The organism is Oceanospirillum sp. (genome assembly GCF_048265165.1).
Taxonomy (GTDB): domain Bacteria; phylum Pseudomonadota; class Gammaproteobacteria; order Pseudomonadales; family Halomonadaceae; genus Oceanospirillum.
In genome coordinates, this window is sequence record NZ_JBLXCD010000004.1 from 154,720 (window position 1) to 167,883 (window position 13,164).

Consider the following 13,164-nt stretch of genomic DNA (forward strand, 5'->3'; position numbering starts at 1 on the left):
ATACAGCCTAAACTGAACTATCGTCAGTAGCATCGCTTCTATTTATTGGTGATTATTATGTCTTCTCTTACACCGGTTGTGCTTCGATTAGCCGATGGTGTATCCATTACAGATACTGCCTGTGTACTCAGGCGCTGTACGGTCACCGCCACGCGATGGAGAAAGCGGTATTTAGCATCAGGATTATCAGGGCTTAAAGATGTACCCCGTTCCGGACAACCAACCAAGATAACGCCTGAAGTACGTAAAAGGGTTCTTGTTAGTTTCCATGTAGATAAATGTGGACGTCCCGCATCGTTTTTGGTATTGCCATTATGAAATGGAGTGAACCCTTGAATTGTTGGATTTGTGGTAAACATGCAGATACTGGCGAGCACAAAATTAAAAAGAGTTTATTAACCTATATATATGGCAAAGGTCCTTACAAAGGAGATAACTCTTTGTCTCATTTTAGAAAGGATGAGAATGGAAGAGATTTTTTGAAAGAATTACAAGGCCCCAATGCTAAGCAAATAAAATTCCCTAAAAATATTTGTTCACAATGCAATAATGTTAAAACGCAACCTTTTGACTTTGCATACGATGCTTTTTATAAATATCTGATTGAAAATAAAAGCATAATTGACGATGGATTTATCGACTTTGAGAAAGTTTTTGGTAGTAATTGGAGGTTTGAGCAAGAGAATCTATATAAATACTTCTTGAAACTTCTTGGTTGTGACCTGGATGCACACCACTTACCTGTCCCAGATGATATTGTTAACTGTATAAATGGAATAGGCGATTATAGATTGGAGGTTGAGTTTTCAATTAATCTAGATAAATATTTATTCGATCCGTACTTCAAAGGATTGATCGGTACTGGTGATTTGAGTTATTTATCTAAAGATATTTATTCAAATGATAAAAATTCATATAAATGGTCTATATTTTTTTCTTATATCAATATTGATCTTTGGTTTGATTGGCCTAGATATAGTAAAAATAATTTCTCTTTTCGAATCGGTAATAAATCAGTTGATTTATTTTGTTTTTCTCCATTAGACAATGAGCAACGGATTGAGGTGTATAAAAAAATTTATGGAGGGTGTTCATAGTTCTGTGTCACCCATTACTTACAGATCCACGTAACCGTCGATCCGTCCTTCAAAGTGGATGCTCAGCTGCGACAACGTCAGGTTCCTGTTTTGCACCGGATGCGTCTAATTTTCTGAGGCCTTCAACATACCCGCGTACAGCAGCTTGAGCAACGAGTTTTCATTGGCGAAGCCGCCTTTGGTCTTGGTCAGTTTGCGGAACTGGCGATGCACCGCCCCAACCGCATTGGTCGTGTCAATCGCTTTGCGCATCTGTTCCGGGTACTTAAAGTAAACCGACATTAACTTCACCAGGACTTGTTTAGGATATTAATGCACATAAAAAGCACAGATGGCCCTGAAATAGGCGAGGCTAGGGGAGAGAAGAAATCTTTACGGAGGCCAGAAACAACAAAAGCCCACATCGCTGTGAGCTTTTGTTGAAAGAATAAGTGGTACCAGTGGCCGGAATCGAACCGGCACTCCCGAAGGAATCGGATTTTGAATCCGACGTGTCTACCAATTTCACCACACTGGCACAGTTTGTAATACATGCGACACACTCGTGTGTAGAAGTATCTGTACAAACGTGAGGCGCATTATAAAAGAATCTCCAGTCCCGTCAATGACTTCATTGCTGCTTTCCGATAATATTCCTGTCTTCTTTTCCCTGCAGATAACCTAAGACTCCCAATGCTACGAACTGATTTTACTTTTAATCTGCCCGAATCCCTGATCGCCCGTTACCCCACAAAAGAACGCACTGCCAGTCGTTTGCTACAGGTTGATGGTGATTCTGGTGTGCTGAGCCATGGGCGGTTTACCGATATTCTAGACCTGGTTCGACCGGGCGACCTCATGGTGTTTAATGATACCCGTGTGATACCGGCGCGCTTGTTTGGCAGGAAGGAGTCCGGTGGCAAGATCGAAATTCTGCTGGAGCGCCTGCAGGAAGATAACCGGGCGCTGGCGCATATAAGGTCCAGTCGATCGCCCAAAGCGGGAGCGAAACTGATTCTGCAGGATGACTCTGAAGTTGAAGTGCTGGGTCGCCAGGATGCTTTGTTTGAGATTCAATTTGATCCGCAGGCTGACCTTCTAGAGCTGTTGGAGAAAATTGGTCATATGCCGCTGCCTCCCTATATAGACCGGGAAGATGAGCTGGAAGACCGTGAACGTTATCAGACGGTTTATGGCAAAAATGCTGGTGCTGTGGCAGCCCCAACGGCTGGTTTACACTTTGATGAAGCGTTACTGCAGTCTCTGGCGGATAAAGGGGTCAAAACGGCCTTTGTAACGCTGCATGTGGGAGCTGGTACGTTCCAGCCGGTTAAGGCTGACAATATTTTCGAACATCACATGCACTCGGAATTTGTGCAGGTGAGTGCTGATGTTTGCCAGCAGGTTAAAGAGACTAAAGCGCGCGGTAATCGTGTGATTGCGGTGGGTACGACTAGTGTCCGTTGTCTGGAGACTGCCGCGAAGTTAAGCCGTACACCCGGTGAGATTGAGCCGGTTCAGACCGATACGAATATTTTTATTTATCCCGGTTATCGTTTTCAGGTAGTTGATTCACTGCTGACCAACTTTCATTTGCCGGAATCCACACTTCTGATGCTGGTCAGTGCGTTAGCTGGCTATAGCACTATGATGCAGGCTTATAAAGAAGCTGTGGAACAGGAGTATCGTTTTTTTAGTTATGGCGATGCTATGTTTATTTCTCAAAATACTCAGCCCGATCTTCCGCCCAGTGCAGCTTAAGCGGTAAGGTTGATTGTGTTGCGTAGCAAATTTTAGCTGCGACTGGCTTTCTGCGAGGTGACATAGCAGCTAAGCCATCGCTTTGCGGTTGGTGTTTAAAACCAGCCGTACACCCAGTAACAGATGGGCGTGACGCCCCTTGGATTTTTTATGTCCCGCGAATGTTTTATGAAATACGAGCTGAAAGCTACCGACGGCAAAGCGCGCCGTGGTGAGCTGACCTTTCCGCGCGGTAAGGTGCAGACCCCCGCATTTATGCCGGTAGGTACTTATGGCACGGTAAAAGGTATGTTGCCCCGTGATATTGAAGAGATCGGTGCTGAGATTATTTTGGGCAATACCTTTCACCTGATGCTGCGCCCGGGCACAGAAGTGGTGAAAAAGCATGGTGACCTGCATGACTTTATCCAGTGGAAGGGGCCGATTCTGACGGATTCCGGCGGCTTTCAGGTATTCAGTTTAGGTGCGATGCGTAAGATTACAGAGAAGGGCGTGGAATTCCGCTCACCTGTTAATGGTGAGAAGGTTTTTATCGACCCTGAGCGTTCCATGCAGGTGCAGCGGGATCTGGGTTCTGATGTTGTAATGATCTTTGATGAATGTACGCCATACCCGGCGACTCACAAAGAGGCTAAAGAATCCATGGAGATGTCCTTGCGCTGGGCGAAACGCTCTAAGGATGCCCATGGCGATAACCCTTCTGCATTGTTCGGGATTATTCAGGGCGGCATGTTTAAAGACTTGCGTGATGTTTCTCTGAAAGGTTTAACGGATATCGGCTTTGATGGATACGCCATTGGCGGGCTGTCAGTTGGGGAGCCAAAAGATGAAATGATCCAGGTGCTGGACTACCTGCCAGCGATGATGCCGGAAAATCGTCCGCGCTATCTGATGGGGGTTGGTAAGCCAGAAGATCTGGTGGAAGGCGTTCGTCGGGGGGTGGATATGTTTGATTGCGTAATGCCAACCCGTAATGCCCGTAATGGCCACTTGTTTACTGCTGATGGTGTGATCAAGATCCGAAATGCGGTGCACCGCCACGATGATGGCCCGCTGGAAAAAGAGTGCGATTGTTACACCTGTCAGAATTTCAGCCGTAGCTATCTGCATCACTTAGACAAGTGTAAGGAGATGCTGGGTGCTCAGCTGAATACGATCCATAACCTTCGCTATTATCAGCGTCTGATGGCCGGTTTGCGCGATGCTATTGAACAGGGTAAATTGGACGACTTTGTCAGTGACTTCTATGCCCGTTTGGGACGGGAAGTACCTGAATTAGCAGAGTAATTCTCTGGTGACGGCAGGCTGCAGGAACTCGTCGTTAAGTGTAGTGTCACAGATCGGTTAAGCCATGCTGGTACTTTATAGTAGTCATGTTGGTACTTCATCTGGCAAGGTCGCAGTTCGGTATACCAAACCTGTGGCCTGAGCTGTGGTAAGGGCATTCCCTTGTAATTGCTGAAATTGGCCGCATCTCTTGCAAATATGTGGATATTACCAGCCAGTTGCCTGTAAACAGTTTGAAAACGTTAGCAATTTTAACGTTAGCAATTCTAAACATTTGAAAAAATAATAGAGGACTCATCAATGAGCTTTTTTATCTCTCCAGCTTTTGCTGAAGGTGGCGCAGCCGCTGATCCAAGCGCAATGAGCCAGATTTTCCTTCTGGTCGGTTTTGTTGTCATTTTCTACTTTATGTTGTGGCGTCCGCAAAGTAAGCGTGCCAAAGAGCATCGTGAACTGGTAGCAGGTATCTCAAAAGGTGATGAAGTTGTTGTTGGTGGTGGCCTGGTGGGTCGTATCATAAAAGTCGCTGATGAGTTTGTTGTGATGGAAATCGCAGAAGGCACCGAAGTAAACGTACAGAAAGCCTCTGTCGTAGCGGTATTGCCTAAAGGCACCATCAAGTCCATCTAAGTAGATCCAGATACTGCCGGCACTTGCCGGCAGTGTTGGTTTTACGAGCGGGTGTTTTAAGGAACGTAACAGCTCATGATCAATAAATATCCTCTCTGGAAATATCTGCTGATTCTTGTGGTTGTGGCAATGGGCGTTGTTTACGCGCTGCCAAACCTGTATCCGGATGATCCTGCAGTACAGCTGACGCCTCAGCGTGGCTCTGTACAGGTTAGCGAACGACATCTTAGCCAGGTTACCCGTGCTCTTGATAAAGCGGGTATCGAATACTTTGGTGAAGAGATTGAGAACAACAACGGTATCATTCGTTTCAAACATGATGAAGATCAGCTGAAAGCGAAGACTTTGATTCAGGGTACTCTGGGTCAGGACTTTGTTGTTGCTTTGAATTTGGCCCCGACCACGCCGCAATGGCTGATGGATCTGGGAGCTGGCCCTATGAAACTTGGGCTGGATCTGCGTGGTGGTGTGCACTTCCTGATGGAAGTGGATATGAAAGAAGCACTGGCTCAGCGTAATGAAGTGTATATCAGCGAAATAAAAACCTTGCTGCGTAGCGAGCGTTTGCGTTATCGCCGTATCACCCGAGATGAGGGGGTGATCAGTATTCGTTTTACTAATGACGAGTACCTGGATAAAGCGAAATCTCTTTTACGGAGAGAGTTTGTTGATTTTGTTCAGACAGAGCGCTCTGAAGGCGATGACCTGTTTCTTGACCTGACATTGTCGGAGCAGGCAGCCCGTGATATTGAAGATTATGCCGTTAAACAGAACTTAACAACGCTGCGCAATCGTGTGAATGAGTTGGGTGTCTCTGAACCTTTGGTTCAACGTCAGGGACGTAACCGTATTGTGATTGAGTTGCCGGGTGTTCAGGACACTGCTGCAGCTAAACGTATTCTGGGAGCAACAGCGAATCTTGAATTTCGTCTGGAAGCCAGCTCAGATGCTGGCGTTCTCGATACCGAAGAGTATCCGTTCCGCGATAATGAGGCCCGTCGGGCAACACTTGAGCGTGACATCATTATCACAGGTAATAGTGTTTCTAATGCGCAGTCCGCTTTTGATGAAAACGGCCGTCCTCAGGTAAATATCGATCTGGATACCCAGGGCGGTAAGTTGATGAACCGTGCAACCCGTAACAACATCCGTCGCCGTATGGCTGTGTTGTTTGTGGAGCATAAGGTTAAGACGCATACCGTTGAGGCCGAGGGTGAAAGGATTGAGAAACGTGTGCCTTTTGTTGAAAAGCATATTATCTCACTCGCAACTATTCAGAGTGCACTGGGTAACAGCTTCCGTATTACCGGTCTGGACTCACCAAGTGAATCCTCTGAACTGGCACTGCTGCTGCGTGCGGGTTCTTTGGCAGCGCCTATCTACTTTGTTGAAGAGCGCACCATCGGTCCGAGCCTGGGTAAAGAAAATATCGAACTAGGGGTTACTTCTGTCCAGATTGGTATGGCGATGGTTGTAATCTTTATGCTGGCTTTCTATCGGGTATTTGGTCTTATCGCTAATGTGGCGTTAACGGCGAACCTGGTTTTATTGGCCGCTCTGATGTCGATGATGTCTGCTACGCTGACCTTGCCGGGTATTGCTGGTATCGTCCTGACGCTCGGGATGGCGGTGGATGCTAATGTGTTGATCTTCTCACGTATTAAAGAAGAGATGCGTAATGGGGCTTCACCTCAGATGGCGATTCATGCAGGCTTTGAGCGTGCCTTTGTCACCATTTTTGATGCCAATCTGACGACATTATTAGTAGCGGTCATTCTGTTTGCCGTCGGGACAGGCCCGGTTAAAGGCTTTGCAGTGACGCTGTCGCTGGGGATCATCACCTCTATGTTTACCGCAATTATGGTAACCCGTGCACTGGTGAATGTTGTTTATGGCGGTCGCCAGGTGAAAAAGTTATCGATCTGACGATTTGAGTGTCTTTTGTTGTATGAGAAGTCTCTGATCGTGTCGGGCGGTATTCGCCGCCTGATAAAGTGGAAAACCCTATAAAGTGGGAATACGTATGTCACGGATCAATCGCTCCATCGATTTTATGGCCAAGCGTAAAATTGCTGGATTTATCTCTGTTGCACTGGTGCTGCTGTCGTTGGCATCGTTGGCAGTAAATCAACTCAAACTGGGCTTGGACTTTACCGGTGGTACATTGGTGGAAGTCAGCTTTCAGCAACCGCCGGTACTGAATGATCTGCGCAGTGAGCTGGAAAATGCTGGCTTTGAGGATGTTACCGTACAGAACTTCGGTAGCGATCTTGATATTTTGGTCAGGCTGGCGCAGGGCTTTTCCCCTACTGTCGGGAATGATGTTCTGGCTGCCATTCAAGGCAATGCATCTTACGATGTGGAGCTGAAGCGTGCCGAGTTTGTTGGTGCGCAGGTGGGTGAAGAGTTGCGCGATCAGGGCGGTCTTGGCATGTTGTTGGCGCTGGGGCTGGTGATGGTTTACGTTGCGTTTCGCTTCCAGCTGAAGTTCTCTGTAGCTTCAGTTACGGCGCTGGCGCATGATGTGATCATTATGCTGGGGTTGTTTTCTATCCTTCAGTTAGATTTTGACCTGACTGTTCTGGCTGCTGTTTTGGCCGTAATTGGTTATTCCCTGAATGATACGATTGTGGTTTCGGATCGTATCCGTGAGAACTTTCGCCGTTTACGTACGGGTACACCGGAGGATATCGTCAATGTTTCTCTGAATCAGACGCTGGGTCGTACCCTGATCACTTCTTTGACCACCTTGCTGGTGCTACTTGCGCTCTTTTTCTTTGGTGGTGAGCTGATCCACAACTTTGCCATCGCTTTACTCGCTGGGGTGCTGGTTGGTACCTACTCATCGATCTATGTTGCGGCGAATGTGCTGCTGGCTTTGAAGGTTGACCGTGAAGATCTCATGGCACCGGAGAAAGAAGGTGAAGTTGAGGATGATCGTCCTTAGTTAGACTGTTTTCAGGTCTTTGTTTTATAAGCCGGCACTTTTCTTAAATGAGTGAAGTGGCCGGCTTTTTGGTTTCTGTATTGCCCGTGAGGTTTTTTCGGAAGGGTAGAGTTGCCAGGAAGACGCAAGACAATAAAAAACGCCCCGGCCTTATTAGGACGGGGCGCTGGCTTTCGTAGAGAAAGAAAGCTAAACCGAGATGAAAGCGCGGTTACAGGTGTGCTTTAGTAATCTGCAACAGAACCTTATACATCTTAGGATTGGCAACAATAAGGTTGCCATCCTGCGGCAGGTTAGGGCTGCCGTCAATGGCTCCAATGAGTGAGCCTGCTTCTTTTGCGAAGACAGCTGCGATGCGCATTTCCTGATCCTTAGCACCAAAGGCAACACAGGCATCAGTGTGGCCGGACACGGTGCTTAGCAGGTCAAGCAAGACACAGCCACTGGCGTGGAAGCTTTCAGCGACCTGGCCCAGCTGTTGTGTCATTGCCATATAAATAGGGAAATTACGCGCGCGGGTGTTCAGACCTGGAAGAGGTAGTGCGTACTTGCCTGCGTCGAGAGAGCGCTGGTTACTGGCACGCATACGGCGGCCATTTAACTGAGCACCGCGACCCCGGGACGCGTAGAACTCATCACCGGTGAACGGGTTGATAACAACCACATGCTCAATTTTTTCTTTAATTTCAATACTGATAGAGACTGCACTCTGAGGAATAGAGCGAGCCAGGTTGTTCCATCCGTGAGTCGGCTGTACATTCCAAAGTACGTCTTTTCCCTCTCCTTCACCGGTGCTTAGCCGCTCATATTGGCCTTTGAAGCTGTGTTCAGGGTGGGCTCGACGCAGTTGATTGATAATGTAGCCTTCTACAGAGCGGGCTGTATCATCAAGAAGTTGTTCGATTTTGTTGTCTTCACGAGCAAATTCAAGACGCTCGTTGATACGCTGAAAATTTTGCACAGCACTACGCGCAGTGCGCAGCGCCAATTGAACCATTGGATGCATGCGATTACCGTCAGATGAAACATTGTTAAAGAACGAAGGCGCGCATCATACCAGAAAAAAAGCGGAAATCGAGGGCTGTTTTCTTTAGAACAAGGGAGAGAGGGCTGAGTCAGGCTTATGCTTTACCCGCAGGGGGAGATGTTGTCATCTTTGAACAGATGATAAGGTAACCCTAGTTTATTGAGTTTAAAGTAAAATATTCACTGGATGGCGCTCCTTTGCAGAATGTTCCCAAGAAAATGGGCTGCCATGGTTGTGGAATGAAATTTTTACGCTTTCCTGTTTTATCAGTCACACCTTTGTCGTCAGCTTCGATCGTAGCTGGGTGTCAACAGGTTCCGGATAATTGAAATAATGGAGATGATTGGAGTCATGCCGACAAATGTAAATGATCAGGCAGAAGGTGTTCAGGGGCTGCTGCAGAATGTCCGTATTGTATTGGTCAATACCACCCATACCGGCAATATTGGCGCCGCGGCCCGGGCGATGAAAAATATGGGATTATCGAATCTGGCGCTGGTTGCACCAAAAAAACAACCTGATGAAGATGCTTATGCCCGAAGCTCCCGGGCTGATGAAATTCTGGATCAGGCCGTTACCTTTGAGAACCTGGAATCTGCAGTCTCCGGGTGCCAGTTAGTGATTGGCACCAGTGCTCGCCAGCGTAATCTATGCTGGCCATTGATCACTCCAAGGCAGATGGCAGATGAGGTGGCTCAGGCTGTTATCGCACAGCAGGATGCACAGATAGCTCTGGTATTCGGGCGGGAGGACAGAGGCTTAACCAATGAAGAGCTGGCTCTTTGCCACTTTCATGTCAATATCCCGACAGATGAAAGCTTTAGTTCATTGAATGTTGCAGCAGCGGTTCAGGTTTTAGTTTACGAGTTAAGGGTTAAGTGGCTTGAGCTGCAGAATAAAACCTTACCTGACTGGAGGGATGACTGGGATGTGGACTGGGCAGATGCTGCCGATGTTGAGCGCTTCTACCTTCATCTGGAACAGGTTCTGATTGGTCTGGATTTCTATGACCCGGATAATCCCCGTAATCTGATGCAGCGTTTACGCAGGCTTTATCAGCGGGCCCGGCTGGATCAGACAGAGCTGAACATTCTTCGTGGCATCCTGACGGCAACAGAAAAATCAGCCGGACTGCAACATAAAAAATAACATCGGGCGATTCAGTTGCTTATTAAGCGTGCTTCAGGCATTGACCGAGATCGATCTGCTTTTACCCTTCAATACTTGACCAAAACAGTAGGTGTTATCATAATGCCTGAACAATAAGGGTAAACTAAAGTCTTTACTGCTGATTTATTTGTTTGATATCAGGATCTGTTTGATGTCGGGTAGCAGGCTGGAGTTGCCAGGGATTTATCTGAACTATTGGGGACAACACAATGCGGCTAACGACCAAAGGGCGTTATGCAGTAACCGCGATGCTGGATCTGGCGTTACATGCGACTGAGGGGCCGGTGAGCCTGGCTGATATTTCAAAGCGGCAGGAAATTTCGCTTTCCTATCTTGAACAGCTTTTTGCCAAGTTGCGCCGTAATGAGCTGGTCAGTAGTGTTCGGGGGCCGGGTGGCGGTTATCAGTTAAGCCGCGCAAGTGATGATATCTTCGTTGCGCAGGTAATTGATGCTGTTAATGAATCCGTCGATGCAACCCGTTGTCAGGGACAGGGCGATTGCAAAGATGGTCGTGAGTGTCTGACCCATCATTTGTGGTGTCAGCTGAGTGATCAGATCCACAACTTCCTGAATGGCATCAGTCTGGGTGAGTTGGTGCGTCAGCATGAAGATTCCGGGCGAGAGGCTTGTGGCCTTAAAGGTGAAGATGACAGCAATAAGATCCAGATTGCGATGATGTAATCCGGCATTGAGGTCGCGCCTGACTAAGCCAGACCCCGGTCTGGCTTTGTCGTCTGAGCGTTATATAATGTGCGTCTTCGACAGCCCAGCTTACACAAGCCTTTCTCTCCTTTGTTGCTAATCAGCCACTGCTGTCGTGGCATGAACTGGTATCGAAACAATGCAAACCTTATATATGGATTATGCTGCAACCACACCGGTTGACCCTCTTGTAGCAGAAAAAATGATGCAATACCTGACCTCTGACGGTTGTTTTGCCAATCCGGCCTCCCGTGCGCATATGCTGGGTTGGTTTGCAGAGCAGGCCGTTGAAGAGGCGCGTCAGGTTATTGCTAAATCGATTGGTTGTGATCTGAGAGAAGTTGTCTGGACGTCAGGGGCTACGGAGTCGAACAATCTGGCACTGAAAGGTGTCGCTGAAGCGCGTCAGTCTCAAGGACGTCATATTATTACCTCTGCCATTGAGCATAAAGCTGTACTGGATACCTGTGGCTGGCTTGAGGTTCAGGGCTTTGATGTAACCTACCTTAAGCCGGACAGTAAGGGGGTGATCTCCGTTGATCAGGTTGAGGATGCCCTGCGTGAAGATACGATCCTGGCTTCTTTTATGTGGGTGAATAATGAACTGGGCAGTATTAATCCGGTGCAGGAGATCGGCAGCCTGCTGCGGGAAAACGGTGTAATCTTTCATGTTGATGCAGCCCAGGCGGGTGGCAAAATAGCAATGGATCTTGCTCACATGCCGATAGACCTAGTCTCTTTCAGTGCCCATAAATTTTATGGCCCGAAAGGAATGGGGGCTCTTTATGTCCGGCGTGATCCGGCGCTGAAAGTTGCTGCGCAGATGCATGGTGGTGGGCATGAAAGAGGTATGCGGTCAGGTACTCTGCCGACTCACCAGATTGTCGGTATGGCAGAAGCGATGAAGATTGCTGTTGATCGCTTGGAAAAGGACCATGAGCATTTGACCCGTCTTCGTTCGCAGTTCTGGCAGGGGATATCTGAACTGGATGGTGTTTCGGTGAATGGCGACCTGGAGTCTGGTTACCCAGGTATTCTCAATGTTTGTTTTTCTGGTGTCGATGGTGAGTCACTGCTAATGGCTTTAAAAGATGTGGCGGTGTCTACGGGTTCTGCCTGTAACTCAGCCAGCGTTGACCCTTCCTATGTGTTGAGTGGCGTAGGGTTGAGCCGGAGTCTTGCATTGAGTTCTCTGCGATTTAGCTGGGGGCGCTTTAGTACTTTGGATGAGATCGAGCAGGCGGTGGCCAGTGTTAAACGTGCAGTTTCAGCGCTGCGCAGTTAGATATGACAGCTAGGGTTGGAGGCAGAACCTGTTGGCCTGAGCCTTGTCCAAGCCTTAGGTGGCTGTGGATATTTTGGCGGCTAAGCAGACTGAGTGTTATTTTTGAAATTTATGAACCTGTTTCTGTCGTAAGGCAGAGGTGATTATTAAGGAGTCCGTTATGGCGGTTACAATTACAGAATCAGCAGCGGGTCATATTCGTAAGTGCCTGGCTGATCGTGGCAAAGGCGAAGGCCTTAGAGTTAAGGTAAAACCAAGCGGTTGCTCCGGTTACTCTTATGTACTGGATTTTGCCGATGAAGTGGCCTCTGAAGATCATGTATTCGAGCAGCATGATGTAAAGGTGATTGTCGATGCTGAGGCGCTCGATATTCTGGATGGCAGTGAGGTTGATTATGTCACTCAGGGTCTGAACAGTTTTTTCCGTTTTAACAACCCAAATGTGAAAGATGAGTGCGGTTGTGGCGAAAGCTTTAATGTCTGATGACATGTTTGCCCATGTGAGGTTGATGAATCATTGTCGATTTGATCAGTGTTAAAATATACGTTGGTTTTTTTACGTTTTTTTGCCAGAAAATCACGGCTTGACATACTAATTTGCCAACAATCTGCGTATACTTCGCGGGTTTTTATGGCGGAACATGAAAAATGTCTTACGTAGTAATGTTCACTTTTTTCACTGTTCACACTTTTCACAGAACATATGCTGGAGAAATATCCAATGGCAGTTGAACGTACTCTTTCTATTATCAAGCCTGATGCAGTCGCTAAGAATGTTGTTGGTCAGATCATTGCCCGTTTTGAAAACGCAGGTCTGCAGGTTGTTGCAGCTAAAATGGTTCACCTGTCTCAAGAGCAGGCTGAGGGTTTCTATGCTGAGCATAAAGAGCGTCCTTTCTTCGGCGATCTGGTTGCATTTATGACTTCTGGCCCTGTTGTTGTACAGGTTCTGGAAGGTGAAAACGCAATTCTGACTAACCGTGACCTGATGGGTGCAACTAACCCTAAAGAAGCGGCTGAAGGCACTATCCGTCGTGACTTCGCTGAGTCTATCGACGCGAACGCAGTTCACGGTTCTGATTCTGCAGCTTCTGCAGAGCGTGAAGTAGCTTACTTCTTCAACGCTGATGAAATCTGCCCACGGGGTTAATTTCTGATGCGGGACTGAGTTGAGCGGTGTTGCCGTGCAGATCAGGCCAAACACAAACAGCCACCTAGAGTGGCTGTTTGTGGTTTTGTATTCGGTGTTTCAGGTCATTGTTTACAAAGGAATTTTA

Annotated in this window: 13 protein-coding genes, 1 tRNA gene and 1 pseudogene; 12 read left to right on the forward strand and 3 right to left on the reverse strand. The window is 47.5% G+C overall.

The features are described from left to right. Positions 1–57: 57 nt before the first annotated feature. Both ACN0R8_RS10250 and ACN0R8_RS10255 read left to right on the forward strand, forming a co-directional pair. On the forward strand, positions 58–318 hold the full coding sequence (locus ACN0R8_RS10250; protein WP_417597062.1) for a helix-turn-helix domain-containing protein: 261 nt from the start codon (positions 58–60) through the stop codon (positions 316–318). Next, entirely contained in the window at positions 315–1,097 is a 783-nt protein-coding gene (locus ACN0R8_RS10255) for a hypothetical protein (RefSeq protein ID WP_417597064.1), read from the forward strand. Before ACN0R8_RS10250 ends, ACN0R8_RS10255 begins: the two co-directional genes overlap by 4 nt. Positions 1,098–1,115: 18 nt before the next feature. On the opposite strand, the pseudogene ACN0R8_RS10260 reads toward ACN0R8_RS10255, so the two are convergent. Both ACN0R8_RS10260 and ACN0R8_RS10265 read right to left on the reverse strand, forming a co-directional pair. Further along, positions 1,116–1,382 (reverse strand): annotated as a pseudogene (locus ACN0R8_RS10260) (transposase); the annotation flags it as partial. 147 nt (positions 1,383–1,529) lie between these two features. Beyond that, positions 1,530–1,614, reverse strand: a tRNA-Leu gene (locus ACN0R8_RS10265). A 155-nt stretch (positions 1,615–1,769) separates the two neighbouring features. Between ACN0R8_RS10265 and queA the strand changes: the two genes are divergently transcribed. From queA to secF, 5 genes are all read left to right on the forward strand, one after another. After that, on the forward strand, positions 1,770–2,837 hold the full coding sequence (queA, locus tag ACN0R8_RS10270) for a tRNA preQ1(34) S-adenosylmethionine ribosyltransferase-isomerase QueA (protein WP_417597066.1): 1,068 nt from the start codon (positions 1,770–1,772) through the stop codon (positions 2,835–2,837). Between the two features lie 150 nt (positions 2,838–2,987). Then, complete coding sequence (tgt, locus tag ACN0R8_RS10275; RefSeq protein ID WP_417597068.1) at positions 2,988–4,124, forward strand: tRNA guanosine(34) transglycosylase Tgt; 1,137 nt, start codon at positions 2,988–2,990, stop codon at positions 4,122–4,124. Between the two features lie 300 nt (positions 4,125–4,424). Next, positions 4,425–4,754, forward strand: a complete 330-nt coding sequence (yajC, locus tag ACN0R8_RS10280; protein ID WP_417597071.1) for a preprotein translocase subunit YajC — start codon at positions 4,425–4,427, stop codon at positions 4,752–4,754. A gap of 75 nt (positions 4,755–4,829) precedes the next feature. After that, the gene (gene secD, locus ACN0R8_RS10285) at positions 4,830–6,680 is read left to right on the forward strand and encodes a protein translocase subunit SecD (RefSeq protein ID WP_417597073.1); all 1,851 of its coding nucleotides are present in this window, start codon (positions 4,830–4,832) and stop codon (positions 6,678–6,680) included. A gap of 97 nt (positions 6,681–6,777) precedes the next feature. Beyond that, complete coding sequence (gene secF, locus ACN0R8_RS10290; RefSeq protein ID WP_417597075.1) at positions 6,778–7,701, forward strand: protein translocase subunit SecF; 924 nt, start codon at positions 6,778–6,780, stop codon at positions 7,699–7,701. A 211-nt stretch (positions 7,702–7,912) separates the two neighbouring features. Here secF and ACN0R8_RS10295 read toward each other — a convergent pair whose 3' ends face one another. Further along, the gene (locus ACN0R8_RS10295; RefSeq protein WP_417597077.1) at positions 7,913–8,707 is read right to left on the reverse strand and encodes an inositol monophosphatase family protein; all 795 of its coding nucleotides are present in this window, start codon (positions 8,705–8,707) and stop codon (positions 7,913–7,915) included. Between the two features lie 372 nt (positions 8,708–9,079). Between ACN0R8_RS10295 and ACN0R8_RS10300 the strand changes: the two genes are divergently transcribed. From ACN0R8_RS10300 to ndk, 5 genes are all read left to right on the forward strand, one after another. Next, complete coding sequence (locus ACN0R8_RS10300) at positions 9,080–9,877, forward strand: RNA methyltransferase (protein ID WP_417597079.1); 798 nt, start codon at positions 9,080–9,082, stop codon at positions 9,875–9,877. 230 nt (positions 9,878–10,107) lie between these two features. After that, the gene (gene iscR / locus ACN0R8_RS10305) at positions 10,108–10,581 is read left to right on the forward strand and encodes a Fe-S cluster assembly transcriptional regulator IscR (RefSeq protein ID WP_417597082.1); all 474 of its coding nucleotides are present in this window, start codon (positions 10,108–10,110) and stop codon (positions 10,579–10,581) included. A 160-nt stretch (positions 10,582–10,741) separates the two neighbouring features. Then, positions 10,742–11,887 (forward strand): IscS subfamily cysteine desulfurase, encoded by a 1,146-nt coding sequence (locus ACN0R8_RS10310; RefSeq protein ID WP_417597084.1) that lies wholly within the window; start codon positions 10,742–10,744, stop codon positions 11,885–11,887. A gap of 160 nt (positions 11,888–12,047) precedes the next feature. Beyond that, the gene (locus ACN0R8_RS10315; protein WP_077243125.1) at positions 12,048–12,371 is read left to right on the forward strand and encodes a HesB/IscA family protein; all 324 of its coding nucleotides are present in this window, start codon (positions 12,048–12,050) and stop codon (positions 12,369–12,371) included. Between the two features lie 237 nt (positions 12,372–12,608). Continuing rightward, a complete protein-coding gene (gene ndk / locus ACN0R8_RS10320; RefSeq protein WP_077243124.1) occupies positions 12,609–13,037 on the forward strand; it encodes a nucleoside-diphosphate kinase in 429 nt (142 codons plus the stop codon). Positions 13,038–13,164 lie beyond the last annotated feature (127 nt).